Raw genomic sequence first — 21291 nt, forward strand, 5'->3', positions numbered from 1 at the left:
GCTGATCGGGGCATCCGCCCTCGGCGTCGCCACCGCGCTGCCCGCCGCCGCCCCGGCGGCGGGCGATCGATTGTCATCTTCATCCCTCCCTCGAAACCGCAAAGCGATCCACCCCATGAGCACGATCACCACCAAGGACGGCACGGAAATTTTCTACAAGGATTGGGGCACGGGCCAGCCCATCGTCTTCCACCACGGCTGGCCGCTGAGCGCCGACGACTGGGATGCCCAGATGATGTTCTTCCTGGCCAAGGGATATCGCGTCATAGCCCATGACCGTCGCGGACACGGCCGTTCCACCCAGACGTCCACCGGCAACGACATGGACACTTACGCGGCCGATGTCGCCGAACTGGTCACGGCGCTCGGACTCCGCGATGCTATTCATGTCGGGCATTCGACAGGCGGCGGCGAGGTCGCGCGCTATGTGGCTCAACATGGCAAGGGGCGCGTGGCGAAGGCAGCGCTCATCAGCGCCATCACGCCGGTAATGTTGAAGTCCGATAAAAATCCCGACGGCCTGCCGATCGAGGTCTTCGATGGCTTTCGCTCGGCGCTTGTTGCCAACCGCGCTCAGTTCTACCTGGACGTCGCGTCAGGTCCGTTCTACGGCTTCAATCGTCCAGGTGCCAAGATATCGCAGGGCTCGATCACCAACTGGTGGCGTCAGGGCATGATGGGCGGCGCCAAGGCGCATTACGATTGCATCAAGGTGTTCTCGGAAACCGACCAGACCGAGGATCTGAAGAAGATCGACGTGCCGGTTCTCGTCATGCACAGCGAAGACGACCAGATCGTGCCGTTCGCCGCCGCCGGGCCGCTCGCCGTCAAGCTGCTCAAGCACGGCACGCTGAAAGTCTACCAGGGCTTCCCCCATGGCATGCCGACCACCAATGCCGACGTGATCAATGCCGACCTGCTGGCTTTCATTAAAGCCTAGCAGTCTGCTGAAAAACCAGCTCGCCAAGCGGTTTTCTTGATGATTCACTTTGTCATCTCGAATCGGTGGAGACGAGCATGCGCGGCAATTTTGTGGATCAGGGCGGGTTGTTTTCGTACATTTCACCAGACAAGCGGGTGCCGACGAACCACCCTCTGAGGAAGATCCGCGAGCTTGTCCGGGATGTGCTGGGTGAGTTGAGCCGTAGCCTGGCGAAGCTTTACGCCAGCGAGGGACGTCCTTCGATTCCTCCCGAACAATTACTGAGCGCGCTGTTGCTGCAGGTGTTCTACGGCATCCGCTCGGAACGCCAGCTGATGGAGCAGCTGAACTATAATCTTTTATATCGCTGGTTCGTAGGGCTTTCACCGGACGATCCGGTCTGGGACCCGACCACCTTCACCAAGAACCGCGACAGGCTGCAGAACGGCGAGGTGTTTGCGAAGTTCATGGCCAGGCTCCTGAACCATTCCCAGGTCAGGCCGCTATTGTCGAACGAGCATTTTTCGGTGGACGGGACGCTGATCGAAGCCTGGGCTTCGCAGAAGAGCTTTCGTCCCAAGGACGGCAGTGGCGACGATGACAACGGCGCCAATTTCCATGGCCAGAAGCGCAAGAACGACACCCATGCCAGCACCAGCGATCCCGACAGCAGGCTCTACCGCAAGGCGGCCGGGCGCGAGGCCAGGCTTTGCTATATGGGCCACGCGACCATGGAGAACCGGCATGGCCTGGCAGTCGCCGGCATGGTTACGCACGCCAATGGCACGGCCGAGCGCCGCGCTTCGGAGACGATGTTGAAGGCTCGGCGCAAGACGGCCCGCCGCCGCATCACGGCCGGTGAGGACAAGGCCTACGACACCGCCGATCATGTGGCCAAGCTTCGCGCCATCGACGTGACGCCGCATGTGACGCAAAACAACGCCGTCACCAAAGCCGGCAAGACCCGCACCAGCGCCATCGACGATCGCACCACACGACATCCCGGCTATGGCATGTCGCAATCACGCCGAGCGATGATCGAGTGCATCTTCGGCTGGGGCAAACAACACGGCACCATGCGCAAGACCAAGCATCGCGGCATCGGTCGCGTCGCCGCCGACTTTCTCCTTAACCTGATCGCCTACAATCTGATCCGCATCCCCAAACTGCTCGCAGCATAGGCCACCGGCTTCGGGGACAACCCCGGCACCCCGCCGATAAGCGCGCTCCCTCACCGCTCCCCACTTCGATAACGACCGCAGAGAGACAAGAAAACTCTCAAATCTAGGGTTTTTCAGCAGACTGCTAGAAGACCAATGATCGAGCCGATCGGCACCTCACGCCGATCGGCTCGAAGCAAATAGCGCGGATGACATAATCCCTCACGCGCCGCGGGCCGCTCACGATTCGTGAGAACGCCCTGAAACTGGGAAGAGCCCGCGCTTCAGCGCTGTCAGTCTGGCGCCGTCCGCCACGGATTGGGCTTCTTGCTCTCGAAATTTCGCTTTTCTGCTAAATCAGAATGCCGCACACAGGAAACAGGGGCTTGCAGAAGCCGCTGATTTCGATGGGATTTTATCCACTACTTTGCGGCTGGCGGAGGGAGAGGAGCTGGGGTCGAACCTTCTCCGCGTAAATCGGGGTGCCAGCGGTCGACCAGCGTCCACCGCCACTTCGCGAACTGAGCGAGAAGATCCGGCCTCCCCGACGGAGGTACGGTTCAGATCCATCCGACAAGGTCCGGTATTGGCCGTGTGCGAAAGGCCCTCAACCTATCGCTACTCAAACCCTCCGGTTGCCTAGGAGTGATTCCTGCCCCCTCGTCCCACAGCCCCTCGCACCCAAATGCGAGCGAGAGCTGGCCCTAGGCTGACGCCTCCTGCCGGACAGCTCGGAGAATCGCAAGATCTAATCCGCTGCAGACCCACGAAAGCTTCAGCAAGATCTCGCAGGCGTCTCTCAGTCACAATATTTTGTGCCTGAGTAAGTCGCATCGCCCCTCGTCAAACCATCGAAGCAAAGCCTCATCGCGAGCCAAGATCAAAGTAGCTCGCCACTCGGCTCGTCGACCTCCGGCATCACGATGATGGTGACCCCGCCCTGCCGGCTGGCTACAAAACCTTTATCAAACGACGTCAGCCAGTGATTGACCATGAAGGTCGACGCTCAATCCGTCGAGCGCCAGATCATTGAGTTCGCCGCCCATCGCCTTGATGCTTTCCTCGCTTATCAATGACATCAGTTCACCGCGCAGAGCGAGGAATTCCGGCGACATCATCATCGACTGCTGCCGCGGTCGCTCGAGCGGAATCTTGATCTCGGCCTTGATCGTGCCCGGACGCGCCGTCATGCAATAAACGCGATCCGACAGGAAGATCGCCTCGTCGATATCATGAGTGACAAACAAAACGGATATCTTGAGACGCTGCCACATATTGGTGAGGATCTGCTGCATGATAACCCTGGTCTGCGCATCGAGAGCGCCGAAAGGCTCGTCGAGCAGCAGCACTTTGGGGCCCGTGGCGAGCGCACGGACGATGCCGACGCGCTGCTTCATGCCGCCGGACAGGCTGTCGGGATACTTGTTCTCGAACGCCGTCAGGCCGGCGAGGCCGAGCAGCGTTCGCGCCGCGCGATCGCGGCTGGACTTGTCGAGGTGCTTCATCTTCAAGCCGAACTCGACGTTGCCTTTTACGGTCTTCCAGGGGAACAGCGAGTATTGCTGAAACACCATGCCCCGATCGGCGCCGGGGCCATCGATATCCTTGCCGTCCAAGGTCACATCGCCGCCGGTCGGCTTGAGGAACCCGGCAACCGCGTTGAGCAATGTGGACTTGCCACAGCCGGACGGTCCCACGATCGACACGAACTCACCGGGATCGACATGGATGGACGCGCCGGAGACCGCCTCGACGGGCCCGTCCAGCGTGGGATAGCTGAGCCTGAAATTGCGGACGTCGACGAACCCTCTGCTTGGAACGGGGGCAGCGCTCACGTTACTCATGTTCGGCTCCATGGCATCAAGAGGCGGCCGAGGCCACGGATCAACGCACTCGATCCGAGGCCGAGGATGCCGATACAGATCATTCCCAACGCAATGTCGGCGTACTGCACCAGTGAATATGCTTCCCACGTAAAGTAACCGATGCCGAACTGTCCGGAGATCATCTCTGCGGCGATCAGTGACACCCAGGCAACACCCATTCCGACGGTCAGGCCGGTGAAAATGTGCGGCAATGAGGCGGGGAAGTAGACCTCACGAAAGATCGCGAGTTCGCGGGCACCGAGGCATTGTGATGCTCGTACCAGCACTGGATCGACCAGCGTCATGCCGTGCAGGCTGTTGACAAGAATCGGAAAGAAAGCGCCGAGAAATGTGATGAAGACGATGCTTTGCTCGTTGCTCGGCCACAGCATGATCGCCATCGGCACCCAGGCGATTGCCGGAATCGGGCGCAGGATTTCAGTGATCGGAAACAGCACCTCATGAACGAGCTTAAACCGGCCCATGATCAGTCCGAGCGGGACGGCAACGAGAGCGGCCAGAACAAAGCCGAACAGAATGCGACGGCAGCTCAGCAGCACGTGCATCAGGAATTTGCTGTCATGCGCTGCGCGGGTCATGCTCTCATACACCGCTGCGGGGGATGGCACGTTGGTAAAACGCACGAAGAATACGACCCGATGGGTGGTGAGCAGGTGCCACGCCAGCAGGAACAGCAGCAGCGACACCGCACCGATTGACACGGCGCGCAGTCCTCCGCGGTTAACCCGGTACCAACGCGTGAGATAGGGGACAGGCGCCGGCGCAGCTTCAGCTGGACGGACGTGTGCTGCCTCCCGGCGCGCAGCCGCCGTGGCGAGATCTGGATATATGGCTGCCTGCTCGCGCTGTCGGAGGGCGGTGCGCACCATCTAACCTCCACTGACGGCTGATTTGAGAGCCTCGTCGAAGTTGAGCACCTTGCCCTTTATCTTGGTGGCGTAGGCCTCGGCATCCTTCTTCAGCAAGAACGGGGCGATCTCGCCCTTCTCGGTACCGACGGCAAAGTAGGCCTGGTCGGCGAACAGCTTGATGCCCCGCGCTGTATCGAACACGTAGGCAACATTGACTTTGCGGCCCTTGGCCTTGAGATCCGCATAGGCTCCAAGGGTGCAGGCGGCACTGCTGAAGGGCTCGATCGCCCCGCCATCCACCCAGACCTCCCCGGCCGTGCGGGGATTGCTGATCGGCTTCTTGCAGAACGCGTCGTCACCCTTGATCTCGTAATTCTGCGCGCTCTTGAGCTGCGCCTCATAATCAATGTTGAGCTCGGCAAAGGCCTTGCGCAGGTAGCTGTCGTCGACCCACTTCTTCGGATCGAACTCCTTCACGCGGCCCTGCGACTGCAGCACCTTGAGATCGACTGCCGCGGCATCGATCAGCGCCGGCTTGATCGTGGGATCGGTCGTCATATTACCGCCGGGACCAAGAAAGATGTAGACGACTTCCTTGTTGATGCCGGTCCATTCCTGGATCTTCTCGGCGGCCAGCTTCGGATCGGCGCGCAGCCAGGCGTTGGCGGCAATGACCGCCTTCAAGTAGGCCACCACCACTTCCGGATACTTTTCCGCAAAATCGGTGCGCACCACCACGCCGTGCCAGGTCGGCAAATTGGTCTCGACACCATCGAAGATCTTTCGCGCAAAGCCGCGAAACGGCAGCAATTCGGCAAACGGCACGAAGTCGGCGTGACCGTCGATCTTCTTTTCCTGCAGGTTGGTCGAGCCGACCTCGGGACTCTGGCTCACCAGCTGGAAGTAATCGGCCGGCCAGCCTTTGTCCTGCATCGCCTTCAGCACCATGCCGTGGGCGGCGGAGCCGAAGGGGACGCTCACCAGCTTGCCCTTGAGATCGGACAGCTCATAGTAGGGCGAGTCCTTATGCACGACGAGGCCGTTGCCGGAACCGTCCAGGCTGTACGCGGCCACCGCGATCAACCTGCTCTTGCTGTCCGGATTGCTCTCAAAGGTGAAGCCGTTGACGACCAGCGGATAATCGCCCATCGCGCCGAACTGCAGCTTGTTAGCCATCATGCCATTGGTGACTGGCGGCCCGGACGTGAAGTTTTGCCACTCGTATTCGAATTTGATGGAGGCGTATTTGCCATCCTTCGGCATGTACTTATCCATCAGCTTGAGCTGACGAATGATCACGCCGGTGGTCGCGGTGTTGGTGGTGGTGTCCTGGGTACCGATACCGATCGTCACCGTGGTCTGCGCATCTGCCCTTCCGGCGAGCAGCAACCCGATCGCGGTCAGCGCCACTGTGGATAGTGCGCGAAACTTCAGATTGCCAACCATTGGAGCCCCCGGTGGTGATGCGCTTGGGTGTCTAACCCCGACTTCGACATCCTTTGTCGATCCCGGCCACCGAGCAAACCTCCTCGTGTGGAAGCGGTCGATTAGTTGCCGTAAAAGGACCTAATGCTTAGTCCTTGAGCATCCGGACGCGGCCAAGCCGTATCGAGAGGCATGGATCAGTCGCCCAAACCCTTCATCTCCTGCAACAAATCGGGGCGTCGCACGACAATTCGGGATTTGCGGGAGGTGACGATATCCTTTTCGTGCATCCGCTTGAGGCTGATCGTCACCCACTGGCGCGTGGCGCCGACCATGTGCGCAAGATCCGCATGGGTGAATGCCGAGGCGATCAGGATGCCGTCTGGGTTGTCGACGCCGTACAGTTCGACAAGGTGCAGCAGCAGATGCGCAAGTCGTTCGGTGATCGACCGTGTGCCCAGCATCTGCGCCAGCGCCGAATAGCATTTGCCCTTGAAGGCCAGCCCCTCGATCAGCCCGATCGCGAGGTTGGGGACCTGCACCACCAGCGCGCGCAATTCCCTGCCCGGCAATTGGACGACGCTGCTGTTGCTGGTGGCAACGCCCGACCATTGATGCGCGCCGCCGCCGAATACTTCGGGGCCACCGACGAAATTGCCGGGATGCCAATAGGCCAGAGTGATTTCGCGGCTCGACGGTGCGGTGTAGAAAACCCGGATCCGGCCGGTCTCGATCAGGTAGATGCCGTCGTGCCGGGCGCCCTGGTTGAACAGCGTCTGACCGCGGTACAGCACCTTGCGCCGCCCCTGCTTCAGGACCGTCTCGCGTTCGGACGGCGACAACGATTCAAAGAACGACGGCGGGCCGCCCAGCGCCCCCGCACTTTCCGTCAACAGCAGCGACTGACCGCCACCACCTGCCGCCGCCGCATGCGCCGCCATTTTCTTAGTATGAGCAGACGCCGCAGTATTAGTTGCATTAAGTTGCATCGTGCGCTCCAGACCTTGAAACCAGTCTAAATGCGCAGCAAGCCTTGTGCCAATCCAAATCCAGCCGATTCCGTGACAGGCGCGACTACGTCGGAGCGAGATCGAAGCACATCAATGCTGTTGTGCGTCGGGCGCACCTTCGACCAGGCCAAGCAGAAACGCCCACGGGTAAATCCCGCGCGCATGGCCGTCGGAGAACGAAAGATTGATGGCATAGCCGCCGACCGGGGCCACGGCGGTGATCGCAATACCTTCAAAGCGGTTCGGAAACGCGCCATCGATCCGCGCGCGCAGGCAATGCGCGCACTTGCACGCGAGGCGTAATCGCTCGGCGCCCAGCCGTTCGACATCGCCGGCTGCCGTGGTGACCTCGAGAAAGCTCAGGTCATCGCTCACCGCGATTTGTGTCGGCACAGCGCCAGGTTTGGCGACAAGCGTCGCCGGCAGATCGATCCGGGTCATCAGAAGTCTCCAATAACTGCATACGATCACGCCGCCCATCCGCTGCAGAGCAATTAATTGCGGACGAAAATCTCCCATCAGGGGGAAGATGCCGGCAATTCCTTGCTTGTTCTGCTGGCGAACGGAGAACCATCTTGCCTGGCGTTGGCAGGCTTCCCGCCGTGCCAACGAGAGTTTGGCATCATGCTCGCACGCCTTCGGCAATACTCCGCCGCCCCTTACTGGACCCAGCACCCCGCGCTGGGAGTTCTGCTCTGTGCTTTACTTGGGGCTGTGGCTTCGGCCATGGCGACCGTCGCCGGCAGCGCGGTCGCGTGGGGTCTGTTGCTGGGGCTGGGCGCTGCGTCACTGGCGCCGCCAGCCCGCGCATTTTTGCCCGGAATCGGTTTTGCCGGCAAACATCTCATGCGCACAGGTGTCGCCCTGCTCGGATTTCAGATCTCGGGGGCGACGCTTCAGGTCCTCGATATCACGACCATTGTGATGCTCGCTGCAAACGTCGTCATAATCCTGTCGATCGGCTGGGCGCTGGGCGCGCTGCTGGGGCTGAACCGCAACCTGTCGCTGGTCTCGGCCGCCGCCGTCGCCATCTGCGGCGCATCGGCGGCGGCCGCATTCGCGATTGTTCTGCTGCGCGACGACGCCGACAAGCGCGATGTCGCCTGCACGATCGGCGCCGTGAGCATCCTGTCTTCGATCGCCCTCCTGGTCTATCCGCCGCTGCTGGCCGTACTTGGCCTCGACGCCGGCAACGGCGGAATTCTGCTCGGCGGTACGATCCACGAGGTCGCGCACGCGGTGGCAGCAGGTTACAGTATCGATCCCGCGACCGGCGAGGTGGCGACCGTTGCCAAACTGCTGCGCGTGGCCATGCTGGCGCCTGCCGCGCTGCTGGTCTCCATGTTACCGGTGCGGGGCGCGGCGCCTTCCGCCGTCGACAAGGCGGCGGTGCCTCTGCCACCGGCGTTCCTGATCGCCTTTGTCGCGTTCGCTGCGCTCACGATTGCGGGGGCGGTGCCGCCCGCAGCCACCGCCGTCGCCGCACCGCTGTCGCGCTTTCTGCTGGTGATGGCCGTTGCGGCGATCGGCCTTACTCTGCCGTGGCGGGCAATCCAGTCGTTCGGGTGGCGGCCCCTCGTGCTGTTGCTGCTGTTGTCTCTGGTGCTGCTGGCGAACGTCACGATTTTCCTGATGCTGCACCGCTGACACGCTGCCGCCCGGCCGCCGCGCATTCTTTCGCTGCGCTGACAACTAATTGCTATCGCCCCCGACACCTCCGCCTATCCTGACCATCGCGCCATTCGAACGGATGGACGGAACCTGCTCCTCATCAGGCGAAGGATCGAACGATGGCAATGGACGAAATTCTGGATGGCCTCTCGGAGGTGTCCTGCGACGTGCTGGTGATCGGCGGCGGCACCGCGGGCCCGATGGCCGCGCTGAAGGCCAAGCTGAAGAATCCAAAGGCCAATGTGGTGCTGCTGGAAAAAGCCAACGTGAAGCGGTCCGGCGCCATTTCGATGGGCATGGATGGCCTCAACAATGCGGTGATCCCCGGCTACGCGACGCCCGAGCAGTACACAAAGGAAATCACCATCGCGAATGACGGCATCGTCGACCAGAAGGCCGTCTACAAATACGCTGAAAAGTGCTACTCGATTATCGAGGAACTCGACAGCTTCGGCATTCGCTTCCTCAAGAACGAGAACGGCGACTACGCCGTGAAGAAGGTGCACCATATCGGCACCTACGTGCTGCCAATGCCCAATGGCGAGACGGTCAAGAAAGCGCTCTATCGCCAGTTGCGTCGTGCCCGCATCCTGATCTCGAACCGCTACATGGCGACGCGCCTCCTGAAAAGCGGCGACGGCCGCATCGCCGGCGCCGTCAGTGTCAACACCCGCACCGCTGAAATCCTGGTGATCAAGGCCAAGGCCGTGATCCTGTGCATGGGCGCGGCCGGCCGCCTCGGCCTGCCGACATCCGGCTACATGTTCGGCACCTACGAGAACGCCGCCAATTCGGGCGACGGCTACGCGATGGCTTATCACGCCGGCGCCGCGCTCGCGAACCTCGAGTGCTTTCAGATCAATCCACTGATCAAGGACTATAACGGTCCGGCCTGCGCCTATGTGGCGGGGCCCTATGGCGCCTTCACCGCCAATAACGAGGGCGCACGCTTTATTGAATGTGATTACTGGTCCGGCCAGATGATGCTGGAATTCTATAACGAGCTGCAGTCGGGCAAGGGCCCGGTGTTCCTGAAGCTCAACCATCTGCACGAGGACACGATCAGCGAGATCGAAACCACCTTGCACAAGGTGGAGCGGCCCACGCGCGGCATTTTCCACGAAGGCCGCACCACGGATTATCGTCACGAGCCGATCGAAATGCATATCTCCGAAATCGGCTTCTGCTCCGGCCACAGCGCGTCGGGTGTATTCGTGGACGAATTTGCTCGCACCACGGTGCCGGGCCTTTACGCGGCCGGCGACATGGCCAGCGTACCGCACAACTACATGCTGGGCGCCTTCACCAACGGTTCGGTCGCCGGCGAACATGCGATGGAGTATGCCGACAACGTCGATTTCGCGACGTTCGACGCAAGCGACGTGGCGATCGAGCGCGACCGCGTGATGGCACCGACCAAGCGGGAGGACGGCATCCCGCCCAACCAGATCGAGTACAAGGCGCGACGCCTCGTTAACGACTACCTGCAGCCACCGAAAGTAACAAGGAAGTTCGAGATTGGCCAGAAACGACTCGGCGAAGTTCGCGACGACATGGAAACGCAGATGATTGCGCGCAACTCGCACGAGCTCCTGCGCGCGCTGGAAACCCATTCGATCCTCGACTGCGCGGACATGGCCGCGCATGCCTCACTGTACCGCACTGAAAGCCGCTGGGGCCTTTACCACCTGCGCACCGACTACCCGGAGAAGAACGACGCCGACTGGTTCTGCCACACGCTGTTGAGCAAAAAGGACGGCAAGATGAGCAGCGAAAAGCGTGCCGTCGAGCCCTACATCGTCCCGATCGCGGACGACGAGAAGGACCTGTATGATAAGCAGCGCGTGCGTGCCAGCGCCTGACGTCCGCAACAATTTCAAGGATTCAAACGATGCCCCTCGCCAGTTGTGAAACCTCCGTTCCGGTCGTCGTCGACGACGCCAAATGCATCGCTGACAAGGGCTGCACGGTTTGCGTTGACGTCTGTCCGCTCGACGTGCTGCGCATCAGCGACATGACCGGGAAGGCCTATATGGCCTATGACGAATGCTGGTACTGCATGCCGTGCGAAGCCGACTGCCCGACGGGTGCCGTCAAGGTCAATATCCCCTATCTCCTGAGGTGAATCATGGCCGATCCGTTTGAATCCTACGACGACCTCGACGACATCGACGATCGCCTGCATGCCGCCGATGCCGGTGAGCGGCGCGTGGCGATCATCGCGCTCGGCCATTCCGGCGATCCGGCAGCCGTCGCCCACCTCGCGGGCATGATCGACGATCCCGACGCCGGGGTTCGCCAGCAGGTGGCGCTGGCGCTCGGCGAATTCGACGGTCCCGCCGCCGCCGCCGCTCTGGCCAGGGTGGTCGTCGATCACGAGCAAGCCGTCGCAACAGCCGCAGCAGACGCGATGGCCGAGCTGAAGGACTCCGCCAGCGGCGACGCCATCCTGCCGCTCGTCGCCCATCCGCATGCGTTCGTGCGCATGGCGGCGCTGCGGTCGCTGAAAGAATTGCGTCGTCCGGATTCGCTCAAGCCAGCGCTCGAAGCACTTCACGATGTCGACGCCTCGGTGAGGGTGCAGGCGATCGGCGTGATCGGATTTCTCAAGCTGGAGGAGGCCATCCCTGCCTTGACCTCGGCGACGTCGGATGCCGATCCACATGTCCGCCGCGCCGCCGTCAGCGCGCTGGCATTCTCGCATATGAAACCCGCGACGGAATCGATCACCCGCGCGCTGTCCGACCCCGACTGGATGGTCCGCGAAATCGCGGCCGAGACCCTCGGCACCAATATCAACTGCATGCAGGCCGCGGATGCGCTCATTCTCGCCATTGCGGACGACTACTGGCAAGTGCGCCTGAAGGCGGTACGCAGCCTCGGCAAAATGAAGATCGCGCGCGCCGTGTCCGCGATCGGCGCGTGCATCGGTCACGCCCAAGCCAACCTGCGCAAGGAAGGCGCGGCGGCACTCGGTGAAATCGCCAATCCCGCTGGACTCAAGTTCCTCGAGCCAATCGCCAATGACGCCGACCCCGAGGTCCGAAAGAACGCGCGCTGGGCGATGCAGCGCATCCACGCCAATCAGAGCGCGACCGGATCCTGACCGATCACCCCTGGTTACGTTGCGAACTCGCAGCGCAACTCTAGCTGATCGCCTGCTGTTCGAAGGAACGCCGGCTTTCGGTGCGAATGAGGTCTAGGCACTCTTTTTCAAGCCGATGTAGGCGCTGTCCAGCACGACTTCGCCGGATCGCGGCCGCGGCAGGTCGATACGCAGATCGCGCAGGATTCGGCCGGGACCGGCACTCATGAGCAAAACCCGGTCGGCCAGGAAGATGGCCTCGTCGATGTCGTGGGTGACGAAGACGATGGTGGTGCTGACCTGCCCCCAGAGCGCCAGCAGACTCTCCTGCATGACAATCCGGGTTTGCGCATCGAGCGCACCAAACGGCTCATCCATCAACAGCACAGCCGGCCGGTTGGCCAGGGCGCGGGCAATTGCGACGCGCTGCTGCATGCCACCCGACAGCGTGTGTGGATAGGCATCGGCGAACCGGTTGAGGCCGACCATGGCGATTAGGTCGTTGGCGATCGCGGTCGCTTCCCTGGCCGTCTTGCCCAGCATGCTGGGCCCGTGGGCGATGTTGCTGCGCACCGACTTCCAGGGAAACAGATGGGGCTGCTGGAACACCATGCCTCGGTCCGGGCCCGGTCCCGTCACCGGGACACCGCCAATTCTCACCTGGCCGGAATAGGGCGTCTCGAACCCTGCGATCGTATTGAGGACGGTGGACTTACCGCAGCCGGACGGGCCGAGCAGGCAGACGAATTCGCCACGCCTGATCTGGAACGAGACACGGTCGGCCGCAACGAGCTGACCCTTCGCCGAGTCGAAGACAATGCTGACGTCGTCGACATCGATTTCCAGCACCGCAGACGCCGTGCTGTCTTGAACCTTCAGGGAGTTAGTGACCAGTTGCAATGTCATCGCCACCATACCAGACGCTGGGTCAAGGCGGCGAAGCCGCGATCAGCCAGGAAGGAGACGGCCCCCAGCGCGACGAGGCCGCCCATCACCTGCCCGGTCTGCAGGTTCTGCTGGGCAATTTCGATGCGGTACACGATCCCGGCCAGCGACCCGGCGAGTTCGGCGGCCACCAGTGTGTAGAAGGAAATGCTGACGGCGTTCCGCAGGCCAACCGCGATATAGGGCAAGGCCCCGAACAGGACGATCTCACCGAGCATGCGGCGCCGGGGCGTACCCAGCATCAGCGCCGCGCGAATGAGGCCGCGATCGATCTTCTGCACGCCGATGTGGGTGGTTAGCCAAACCGTGAAGAACACGCCCCAGAACACCAGGAAGATCTTTCCGGTCTCGGACAACCCGAACCACAGGATCACGATCGGTACGAAGGCTATCGGTGGGATCGGCCGCAGGATATGGAAGATCGGGGAAAACAGGCTGGAAAACAGCTGGAACTGACCGGTCAAAACCCCGAAGACGACGCCGACAGACGCCCCGAGAAGGAAGCCGGCCACGACCCGATAGACACTGACCGCAAGGTCAATGGCGAACTGGCCGCTCTTGATCCACTCGACCATCGCCACTGCGACCACCGAAGGCGGCGGGAACAGCACGATGTTGACGATGTGGGAACGCGAAACCAGCTCCCAGACGCCGAAAAACAACGGAATCGACAATATCGAGATCGCCGTATTGAGGCGCTGCGCTTGCCCGCTGGTCATCGCCGATCTCTAGCCGCCGCGCTGGCCGGAGTAGGTCACGCGGGTCGGATCGAGCTTCTTCAGCGGACCAGGCTCCAGCACCTTGAGAAAGTCCGGCATCGTTGCGCCCGGCGGATGATTTCCGCTCGCGAGCCGCCAGGCCGCATGAGCCTTGAGAATGTCGATCTGCTTGTCGTCCAGCGTGACCTGATAGACATAGTCCGTCCAGATCGGTGCCAGTTCTTCGCGCTTGATCCCAACGGCCTTTGAGACGACCGTGATCGCCTCCTCCGGATTGGACTTCATCCAGGCTTCCGCATCGAGCATGGCGGCCAGGAATTTCTCAACCAGAGGGCCGTTCTTTTCCAGATAGTCACGCATCACGACGATATTGAACGTCTCCGAATAGATGCCCTTGGTGTCGATCTGCGCCACGTCCGGTCCCAATGTCTTCTTGGCATTGGCAATGTGCGGCTCCCAGGTATCGAAAGCATCGATGCTGCCGGCCACCAGCGCTGGCAGCATCTCCTGCGGTCGCAGGTTGACCAGCGTGACATCCTCCTTCTTCAACCCGGCACTCGCCAGCAACGCCAACGTATAGACCTCGCTTCCGGTCCCGGCGGTGAACGCAATCTTCTTGCCCTTGAGGTCGGCCTTGCTCTTGACGCCCGCCTTGCTGGCCACGATCGTCTTGAGGTCGGAATATTCCATGCGGGCGAGGAAGGCGATCGACTGACCGGCCATCGCCGCCGCCGTCACCGGGGCCTCCGCCGTTGTGGCAATGTCAGCACCGCCACCGACCACGGTGTCGAGGCATTGCTTCCCCGAGGTGAAGTTGCTGACCGAGATATCGAGCCCGCGCCTTTCGAAAAAGCCTTGCTCCCTGGCGACGATGACGACGCCGGAGATCGGACCCAAATTCTGGGCGAGCCTTGCCTTCAGCAATTCGGCAGACGCCGGATCCGGTCGAAAGACCGACGCAAGCAAGATCGCAGCAGTGAAGGCGGCCGTTCTGACGTCCAACATACGAAGCTCCGGACCATTCGAGGTTTGGTAGGCGGTAAGCTAGTTCACCGCCAAAAATGCCAAAGCAATTAATCGACACCGGCCGGTCGAAGCAGTGACGCCGACTGGCAAAAGCAGTCGCCGGCACGCCTGGCGATGCGGCACGACACGTTCGTTCCAGAGCCGCAGCATGTCGTGGAACTATTGTCCCGTGGCTGCGACCTGTCGTTCGAACGTGCGCCCGAGCGTCCGCACCAGGCCATCAGCCCCTGAGCGTGCGACGAAGCAAAGTGAAGAGCGCAGGCCGTCGGCGCGAGCCTTGCCGGGAACGGCCACTGCGCACATGTCCAGCGGATTGACGAAATAGGTATAGGTGCCCATCGCAGTATTGAGCGCCATCGGGTCCGCCAGCATCTGATCGATGGTGAACACAGTCGGCACGGTCGGCACCACCATGGCGCTGCATCCCTCGAGCAGCAGGAGTGCTTTGCGCTGCAGCGCCTTGATCGCATACAGCGTCTCGAAGGCGTCCATCGCGGTGTATTTGAAGCCGGGCTCGACCGCAGCCCAAACCGCCGGATGAATGGCGTCCCGATGGTTTTCGACGACGTCCTTGTAGTCGATCAGGCGTTCCGCGACCATGGCGCTCTGAAAGACCAGACGGCCCGCCGCCTCGAACAGCGTGAAGTCGATGGGCCGCAACTGGTGCCCCATCGACTGCAGCAGCGCGAGATTGACCTCGTACGTCCTGCGCGCTTCCTCATCGCCGAAGAACGTCATCTGGTCCGCACGCGGAACAGCGATCGTCAGCGGCTCCGACGGCCGGGCCTGCAGGTCGATGGCATCCGCATCGCTGCGGCTGAGCGGGTCCTCGACATCGAATCCGGCGATGTGTTCGAGAATTTCGTAAGCCTCGTCGCACAGTGTCGTAAACACCGGAATGCAGTCGAACGAACGGTTATTGTATAGCAGTCCACGCGAGCTCACGAGACCGATGGTCGGCTTCAGGCCAATGATGCCGTTGCAAGCCGCGGGCACCCGCCCCGAGCCACCAGTGTCCGTCCCGAGCGAAAACGCGACGATACCACGCGCCACAGCGACCGCAGAGCCGGAACTGGAGCCGCCAGGAATGTAGGCCGGGTTGATCGCATTGCGGCACAGCGGCTCGGGGCTTCGGGTCCCGTTCAGGCCGGTGGCGAACTGGTCCAGCGTGTTCTTGCCGATCAGGACCGCGCCGGCGTCCTCCAGGCGCGTGACGGCAAAGGCGGAGTCCTCCGGCTTCAATTGCAGCGCCGCACAGTTGCTGGTGGTGATCATCCCGGCAACGTGAATGCTATCCTTGACCGAAAACGGCAGGCCGAGCAGAGGCAGATTTTCACCGGCATCGGCCCTGGCTTGCAACTGCCGGGCCCGCTCGGTGGCCTGCGCCGGCGGGACGAGCGAGGTGAATATGCCATCCTCCGCGCAGGCTTGCGCGCGGCGGCAGGCTTCCTCGACGATCCTATCGGCCGATACGCCGCGCGCCAGTGCCGAACGAACTGAAGCAAAACTGAAGTCGATCAACGCGAGGTCCATGTGGAATTTCCTTGGGCAGGCTGCCGCACATATTGCGATTTAATTGATCATGGCGAGGGTCGCCGTAACAACGGCAATGGTCATGGCGACGGCGAGAAGCGAGAGCGAAATCGAACGATAACAATGGCGCGGTCCATAGGAGAAGGCGAACAGGCCAAGCGCACAGCCCGCTGCCGCCGCCGGCGCCATCATGAGGCTGATGCGCGCGACATGCAGCGAATAAGCTCCGTGCGCGGCGGAGAGAACGACGCCAAACCCTGCGCTCATCGCGATGAAGGCAATTAATGTGGCGCGCGCCGCGATCACCGGCATGTTGCTGCCGAGCAGGGAAACAATCACAGGCGGCCCGCTCAGACCCGTCCCGCCATTGAGGCAGCCCGACAGGAAGCCGATTAAGGCCAGATTCGAGGGGTTCTCGGCCATGGTTTCCCGCATCCCCCGCCAGGCTCTGAACGTCGCCGCCCCGACCGCCAGAGCGACGGCAAGACGCATCGGGTTTGCCGGCATCAGAGACAAAACGCCGATGCCGAGCGGCGTGCCGATCAACGACCCGAGAGCCAGCCATTTGAGCACGCTCAGATCCACGTTAACCTGCTCGCGCGGCAAGGTCGAAAGCCCGATCAGGCACTCCAGCGGGAAGACCGCAGGCACCGCGATAGCCGGAGAGACCACGATGGTCAGGATCGGCATCGCCGCCAGCGCGAAGCCGAATCCCGAGTAGCCGCGAACAATTCCTCCGAAGATTCCTGCGATGAAAATGACCAAAAGATCCCGCTCAATCGATATTTCGATCATCAACTGGTGGCCGAAAACGATCTGCCCATGGCGGAAGAACGCATGTCCCTCCCGGCGGAACGGTGGGATACTTCCATGGCAAAAAGGAGCAATTAATTGTCAGGCCGGTCGCTAAAGTCGTCGTGCCGGCGTCAGGCACTCGGATCAATGGCCCGCCTCGCGCCTCAACTCGGCGATGTCGTTAACGACCATCGTTGTCGCGTGCGCAGTAATGACGCCTTCGTCCTCCAGACGATTCAAGGCAAGGCTGATCGATTGCCGCGTCGCTCCGATCATTCTTGCTAGGTTCGCTTGTGTAATACGCCCCAACGAGACCGAGTTGCCGCCCAACGTGGCGGCGTTCTCGCACAGATTGAGGAGCAACAGGGCCAGCCGCTCGCCGACTTTCTGGCCGCCCAGCATCTGGGCCAGCGCGGAATAGGTTTCGCCCTTGAATCCAAGGCTTTCGATCAGCGCTACGGCGAACGCCGGTGACAGCCCGATCAGCCTGCGGATGGCGCCCTGATCGAGGTGCAGCGCCTCGACCCGCCCCAGCGACCTTGCCGACCAACTGTGGCGGTGATCGCCGAGCACATAGGGTGCGCCCACAAAGTCTCCCTCATGCCAGGTTGCAAGCATCAATTCGCGGCCGTGTTGGCCGGTAAAGGTGCTCTCCACCACACCGCTCAGGATGATATAGATGCCGTCACCGGTTTCACCCTCACGCAGCAGATAGTCGCGATTCTCGTAGGTGAAGACGGCGCCCGTCGACATGACCAGATCGAGATCGGGCCTGGCCAACGCCTTGAGCAGGTAACGATCAACCCTCACATCGCGCGCATCGCCAGGACAAGCGGCTCCATGGGCCAGATTGCCTGCGTTGCGAACCATACGTTCTCCAGATCAGCGTGATCGTCCGAAAGGCTATGAACTATCCCCCCACTTGGCAAGGCGGAGCACGTCGTCGCGTGCCCCGCCCGATCGATGTTTCCGGCGATTACTTGCCCAGCACTTTCTCGACATAGCCGGGCACAATAAAGGCCTCAAAGTCCTTGCGCGGCAGCAGCTTGGGCAGCCTTTCCTGCTTTACAAGAAAATCGGCGGTCGCCAGCAACGTATCGACAAACTCACCCTTTTTCGCGGACGTCCCGAGATAGGGCGCAGTCAGTTGCTTGTCGCACGCAACCATCGACGTCCCTTTCATCATTCGCGTTGCATCCGCGATCGGCAACGAAAGCTCGTCAGCGATGATTTCGGCGGTCTTCTCCGGATTTTTCAGCCAGAAATCGATCCCCGCGCATTCCGCCCTGACAAATTTAACGACATAATCTGGGTACTTCTCGGCAAATGCATTCATGACCACACCGATGTCCCACGTCGGGTAGCCTTTCCGGAGCATGTCGCCGGAGGTGATCAGGATATTGCCGTCGTTCTTGACAGTCTTGTCGAGATTGGGCTCCCAGAACCACGCGGCGTCGAGGTCGCCGCGGAGCCAGGCAGAGGCGATGTCCGCCGGTGGCAGGTCCAGGATCTTCATCGACGATGGATCGACGCCTTCCTTCTTGAGCGCCTGCAATAGAAGGTAATGGGTCGTCGAGCCGAATGGCGCTGCGACCGTCTTGCCTTTCAGATCCTTGAGCGACTTGATATTCTTCGAAGTCCGGACAACCATCGACTCGACGTAGTCGAGCATGTTGAGCACCAGGATGCCCTTTATCGGCAGCGCGCGCGTGGCGCCGATTGCAGTCGGCGGATTACCGAGGCCACCGAAATCGACGTCGCTGCCAGCGATGGCCCGCAGCATATCGCCGCCGCCGCCCACCTTGACATATTTGATCTCGACGCCCGGCATCTCCTTGGCAAGCAAGCCAAGGTTCTTGGTGACGAGCTGCGCGTTGACCAGGTTGAGATAACCGACCGTCACTTTGGTTGGCTTGTCGGCCGCGAATGCCGCGCTGGTCAGAACGGCCGTCGCAGTGGCGAGTGAAGCGAGCAGTCTCTTCATCGTTCTCTCCTGAAATACGGGGACGTTTTGCACCGGGCCACCTCCCCTTTCGGCGGCCCGGAATTTAGCTAAGCGAGCGGTAAGTCCAGGGCATCAACACGCGTCCGACACAGCGCATCGCGAAGTCCAGCGCGACGCCGGTGAGCCCGAGCACGATGAGGCCCATGATAACGATGTCGGACATCAGGAACTTGGCGGCATCCCAGATCATCCAGCCGATGCCGGCGGAGGCGGCGACAATTTCCGCTGCAACCAGCACGGTGTAGATGAAGCCCAGTGAGATCCGCATGCCGGCAAGGATCATCGGGCCCGCGGCAGGCAGGTAAACCTCGAACACCAAGACGCGTCGCGTGGCACCGAGCGATTTGGCGGCCCGTACGTAAATCGGATCAATCGTCGAGACGGCCTGAATGGTCGAGATCACGATGCCGGGCAATCCCGCTAGGAACAGCAGCGATAGTTTGGATGTCTCGCCGATACCCAGCCACATCACCAGCAGCGTGTAGAGCCCGAGCGGCGGCAGCGGCCGGTAGAATTCGATCAGCGGATTAAGCAACGATCGCGCATCGCGCGACACGCCCATCAGCACCCCCAAGGGGATCCCGACCAGGCAGGCGAGCGCGAACGCCACCAGGATGCGGTACAGGCTGGCGCCAATGTGCTCCATCAACGTCGAGCCTTGATAACCGCGCGTCAGCGTTTTGACGAATGCCGCCCAGACCGACTGCGGTTTCGGTAGGAACAATTCGTTCGCCCAGCCCATCTCGGTGACCAGAACCCAGGTGCCGAGCAAGACCGCAACCGACAGGGACGACAGCAGGAAGGACCGCGACACCTGCGGCATTCGCAACCGGCCAGGGCTGTTGGTGCGCGGCCCGCTCAAGGACGCTCCAGGATCCGCCATTACATCCGCAGCCCCAGCACTTTCATGATGGTCAGCGCGTAGATCTTGGTCGCCATCACCGCCTTGGTGATGGAGATGTTCTCGTTGTCGACCGCCCAGCCATCTTCGCCGGGACCGAAGGTCACCGCATTGATGCCGGCCTCGCGAAAGCGGATCGTGTCGTTGAAGGCGTTCTTGCGGTTGACCCCGGGCTCGCGGCCCATCGGCTGGCGGTAGACCGCACGCAGCGACTTGCAGGGTTCTTCCTCGATCGGTACCGGTTCGGTGGCATTGACGAACAGCGAGCCCGGCACCTGCCGGACATCGACGCCGATCTCGTTATGGCCCGCGAACGTGTCGCGGGCGGCCTGCTCGATGTCGGCAATCACGCTGGCCAGCGTCATGCCCGGCACGATGCCGACCACGGCCAGCGTGATGGTGCAGGCATCCGGCGAGAATTGCATTTCGCCAGCCAGACCGCCGCGAATTCGCACAACCGAACAGCAAGGCGGGGTGTGCCCCATGAAGCCGGCCGGCACGTGGGTAAACGCCATCGCCTTCAACTGCGGCAGCAGCCGGCTGGCCTCGGTGATCGCATTGATGCTGATATCGGGACGCCAGATGTGCGATTTGATGCCTTTGACCGTGACCTCGATCAAGCAGTGACCAGAATTAGCCACCGACAGATTCATGCCCCAGTCGTCCGCCACATCGCCCCACGCGGTCGGCTCCGCAGTGATTTCATAATCTGCGGTGAGGCCGACCTGCTGCAACATGTAGATGGAGCCTTCGGTCCCGTTGCGCTCCTCATCGACGGTGTAGCAGCACATCAGCGTGCCATCGAGGACGACACCGGCCTCGACCAAAGCCTGGACTGCGAGCAACGATGCCGCCAGGTTGCCGCGCGTGTCCGACGTTCCCCGCGCATAAAGCAGGTCGCCATGTCGTGTGGCCTTAAACGGATCAAAGTCGGTCATGTGCCACTTTTCCGGCTCCACGACCGGATAGGTGTCGAGATGGTCGTTGATGATCAGCGAAGGCGCCCCGTCCCGTCCCTTCAGAACGCCAAGCACATTGGGCCGATGCGGCTGCGCCGAATGCTTAGTGACCTCCATCCCGATTGCTTCCAGCTTACCGGCGACTAGCATCGATATCGCTTCTTCCTCCGCCGGCGGCAGATCAGGATCGAGCGGGTTGCCCGAGCGCGGCTGACCGGTACGGATCAGCTCCGTCGTCAGTTCGAGCCACCGCTCTTCGGTGATCCGCGACAAAACATCGGCTTCCATAGAGCTGAGGATAGGGGGGACCGTCATATTCATGAGCCATTCGACCAGCAGGACGCCGAAGGGCGTCACAGGAGACCACGCATGTCTCAATGCACTCCGCATGCCACCAG

General features: G+C 61.7%; 19 protein-coding genes and 1 pseudogene. 6 read left to right on the top strand and 14 right to left on the bottom strand.

The annotated features are described in order from the left end of the window. Positions 1-115 precede the first annotated feature (115 nt). Together ACUXVA_RS04425 and ACUXVA_RS04430 are read left to right on the top strand one after the other, a co-directional pair. Positions 116-940, top strand: coding sequence for an alpha/beta fold hydrolase (locus tag ACUXVA_RS04425; RefSeq protein WP_445493235.1), 825 nt, complete (start codon positions 116-118; stop codon positions 938-940). Between the two features lie 77 nt (positions 941-1017). Beyond that, the gene (locus tag ACUXVA_RS04430; RefSeq protein ID WP_265079700.1) at positions 1018-2103 is read left to right on the top strand and encodes an IS5 family transposase; all 1086 of its coding nucleotides are present in this window, start codon (positions 1018-1020) and stop codon (positions 2101-2103) included. Between the two features lie 944 nt (positions 2104-3047). Here the strand turns inward: ACUXVA_RS04430 and ACUXVA_RS04435 are convergent. From ACUXVA_RS04435 to ACUXVA_RS04455, 5 genes are all read right to left on the bottom strand, one after another. Beyond that, complete coding sequence (locus ACUXVA_RS04435; RefSeq protein WP_413776435.1) at positions 3048-3938, bottom strand: ABC transporter ATP-binding protein; 891 nt, start codon at positions 3936-3938, stop codon at positions 3048-3050. After that, on the bottom strand, positions 3923-4837 hold the full coding sequence (locus ACUXVA_RS04440) for an ABC transporter permease (protein ID WP_265081415.1): 915 nt from the start codon (positions 4835-4837) through the stop codon (positions 3923-3925). Before ACUXVA_RS04440 ends, ACUXVA_RS04435 begins: the two co-directional genes overlap by 16 nt. Further along, on the bottom strand, positions 4838-6265 hold the full coding sequence (locus ACUXVA_RS04445; protein ID WP_265081414.1) for an ABC transporter substrate-binding protein: 1428 nt from the start codon (positions 6263-6265) through the stop codon (positions 4838-4840). Positions 6266-6441: 176 nt separating this feature from the next. Then, positions 6442-7233: a Crp/Fnr family transcriptional regulator gene (locus ACUXVA_RS04450; protein ID WP_413776434.1), complete on the bottom strand. Its 792-nt coding sequence runs from the start codon at positions 7231-7233 to the stop codon at positions 6442-6444. Between the two features lie 111 nt (positions 7234-7344). After that, positions 7345-7899, bottom strand: a complete 555-nt coding sequence (locus ACUXVA_RS04455) for a gamma-butyrobetaine hydroxylase-like domain-containing protein (RefSeq protein WP_413776433.1) — start codon at positions 7897-7899, stop codon at positions 7345-7347. Between ACUXVA_RS04455 and ACUXVA_RS04460 the strand changes: the two genes are divergently transcribed. The 4 genes from ACUXVA_RS04460 (at position 7879) to ACUXVA_RS04475 (ending at position 12031) form a co-directional block, all read left to right on the top strand. Beyond that, a complete protein-coding gene (locus ACUXVA_RS04460; RefSeq protein ID WP_445491013.1) occupies positions 7879-8901 on the top strand; it encodes a YeiH family protein in 1023 nt (340 codons plus the stop codon). The genes ACUXVA_RS04455 and ACUXVA_RS04460 overlap by 21 nt on opposite strands. A gap of 143 nt (positions 8902-9044) precedes the next feature. Continuing rightward, positions 9045-10787, top strand: a complete 1743-nt coding sequence (locus ACUXVA_RS04465; RefSeq protein WP_265081412.1) for a fumarate reductase/succinate dehydrogenase flavoprotein subunit — start codon at positions 9045-9047, stop codon at positions 10785-10787. 29 nt (positions 10788-10816) lie between these two features. Continuing rightward, positions 10817-11050: a 4Fe-4S dicluster domain-containing protein gene (locus ACUXVA_RS04470; RefSeq protein ID WP_265081411.1), complete on the top strand. Its 234-nt coding sequence runs from the start codon at positions 10817-10819 to the stop codon at positions 11048-11050. Positions 11051-11053: 3 nt separating this feature from the next. Continuing rightward, positions 11054-12031, top strand: coding sequence for a HEAT repeat domain-containing protein (locus ACUXVA_RS04475; RefSeq protein WP_265081410.1), 978 nt, complete (start codon positions 11054-11056; stop codon positions 12029-12031). Positions 12032-12071: 40 nt separating this feature from the next. Here ACUXVA_RS04475 and ACUXVA_RS04480 read toward each other — a convergent pair. The 9 genes and pseudogenes from ACUXVA_RS04480 to ACUXVA_RS04520 all read right to left on the bottom strand — a co-directional run bounded on the left by ACUXVA_RS04480 (position 12072) and on the right by ACUXVA_RS04520 (position 21214). Beyond that, a pseudogene (locus ACUXVA_RS04480) lies at positions 12072-12916 on the bottom strand (ABC transporter ATP-binding protein). Continuing rightward, a complete protein-coding gene (locus ACUXVA_RS04485) occupies positions 12913-13674 on the bottom strand; it encodes an ABC transporter permease (protein WP_265081409.1) in 762 nt (253 codons plus the stop codon). Before ACUXVA_RS04485 ends, ACUXVA_RS04480 begins: the two are co-directional and overlap by 4 nt. Positions 13675-13683: 9 nt before the next feature. Beyond that, a complete protein-coding gene (locus ACUXVA_RS04490; RefSeq protein ID WP_265081408.1) occupies positions 13684-14679 on the bottom strand; it encodes an NrtA/SsuA/CpmA family ABC transporter substrate-binding protein in 996 nt (331 codons plus the stop codon). 180 nt (positions 14680-14859) lie between these two features. Continuing rightward, on the bottom strand, positions 14860-16233 hold the full coding sequence (locus ACUXVA_RS04495) for an amidase family protein (RefSeq protein ID WP_265081407.1): 1374 nt from the start codon (positions 16231-16233) through the stop codon (positions 14860-14862). 39 nt (positions 16234-16272) lie between these two features. Then, positions 16273-17028, bottom strand: coding sequence for a sulfite exporter TauE/SafE family protein (locus tag ACUXVA_RS04500; protein WP_265081406.1), 756 nt, complete (start codon positions 17026-17028; stop codon positions 16273-16275). A gap of 144 nt (positions 17029-17172) precedes the next feature. Then, positions 17173-17898 (bottom strand): Crp/Fnr family transcriptional regulator, encoded by a 726-nt coding sequence (locus ACUXVA_RS04505; protein WP_265081405.1) that lies wholly within the window; start codon positions 17896-17898, stop codon positions 17173-17175. 106 nt (positions 17899-18004) lie between these two features. Beyond that, a complete protein-coding gene (locus ACUXVA_RS04510; RefSeq protein WP_265081404.1) occupies positions 18005-19012 on the bottom strand; it encodes a taurine ABC transporter substrate-binding protein in 1008 nt (335 codons plus the stop codon). A 64-nt stretch (positions 19013-19076) separates the two neighbouring features. Next, complete coding sequence (locus ACUXVA_RS04515) at positions 19077-19856, bottom strand: ABC transporter permease (RefSeq protein WP_265083522.1); 780 nt, start codon at positions 19854-19856, stop codon at positions 19077-19079. Positions 19857-19915: 59 nt separating this feature from the next. Beyond that, positions 19916-21214 (bottom strand): M20 family metallopeptidase, encoded by a 1299-nt coding sequence (locus ACUXVA_RS04520; RefSeq protein ID WP_445491018.1) that lies wholly within the window; start codon positions 21212-21214, stop codon positions 19916-19918. Between the last annotated feature and the right edge of the window lie 77 nt (positions 21215-21291).

The organism is Rhodopseudomonas sp. RCAM05734 (assembly GCF_052658035.1).

Coding starts and splice junctions, on each gene's coding strand:
- ACUXVA_RS04445 (WP_265081414.1), bottom strand. CDS start 6,265: ATGGTTGGCAATCTGAAGTTTCGCGCACTATCCACAGTGGCGCTGACC.
- ACUXVA_RS04485 (WP_265081409.1), bottom strand. CDS start 13,674: ATGACCAGCGGGCAAGCGCAGCGCCTCAATACGGCGATCTCGATATTG.
- ACUXVA_RS04490 (WP_265081408.1), bottom strand. CDS start 14,679: ATGTTGGACGTCAGAACGGCCGCCTTCACTGCTGCGATCTTGCTTGCG.
- ACUXVA_RS04475 (WP_265081410.1), top strand. CDS start 11,054: ATGGCCGATCCGTTTGAATCCTACGACGACCTCGACGACATCGACGAT.
- ACUXVA_RS04460 (WP_445491013.1), top strand. CDS start 7,879: ATGCTCGCACGCCTTCGGCAATACTCCGCCGCCCCTTACTGGACCCAG.
- ACUXVA_RS04430 (WP_265079700.1), top strand. CDS start 1,018: ATGCGCGGCAATTTTGTGGATCAGGGCGGGTTGTTTTCGTACATTTCA.
- ACUXVA_RS04440 (WP_265081415.1), bottom strand. CDS start 4,837: ATGGTGCGCACCGCCCTCCGACAGCGCGAGCAGGCAGCCATATATCCA.
- ACUXVA_RS04505 (WP_265081405.1), bottom strand. CDS start 17,898: ATGGTTCGCAACGCAGGCAATCTGGCCCATGGAGCCGCTTGTCCTGGC.
- ACUXVA_RS04520 (WP_445491018.1), bottom strand. CDS start 21,214: ATGAATATGACGGTCCCCCCTATCCTCAGCTCTATGGAAGCCGATGTT.
- ACUXVA_RS04450 (WP_413776434.1), bottom strand. CDS start 7,233: ATGCAACTTAATGCAACTAATACTGCGGCGTCTGCTCATACTAAGAAA.
- ACUXVA_RS04470 (WP_265081411.1), top strand. CDS start 10,817: ATGCCCCTCGCCAGTTGTGAAACCTCCGTTCCGGTCGTCGTCGACGAC.
- ACUXVA_RS04465 (WP_265081412.1), top strand. CDS start 9,045: ATGGCAATGGACGAAATTCTGGATGGCCTCTCGGAGGTGTCCTGCGAC.
- ACUXVA_RS04495 (WP_265081407.1), bottom strand. CDS start 16,233: ATGGACCTCGCGTTGATCGACTTCAGTTTTGCTTCAGTTCGTTCGGCA.
- ACUXVA_RS04510 (WP_265081404.1), bottom strand. CDS start 19,012: ATGAAGAGACTGCTCGCTTCACTCGCCACTGCGACGGCCGTTCTGACC.
- ACUXVA_RS04515 (WP_265083522.1), bottom strand. CDS start 19,856: ATGCCGCAGGTGTCGCGGTCCTTCCTGCTGTCGTCCCTGTCGGTTGCG.
- ACUXVA_RS04500 (WP_265081406.1), bottom strand. CDS start 17,028: ATGATCGAAATATCGATTGAGCGGGATCTTTTGGTCATTTTCATCGCA.
- ACUXVA_RS04435 (WP_413776435.1), bottom strand. CDS start 3,938: ATGGAGCCGAACATGAGTAACGTGAGCGCTGCCCCCGTTCCAAGCAGA.
- ACUXVA_RS04425 (WP_445493235.1), top strand. CDS start 116: ATGAGCACGATCACCACCAAGGACGGCACGGAAATTTTCTACAAGGAT.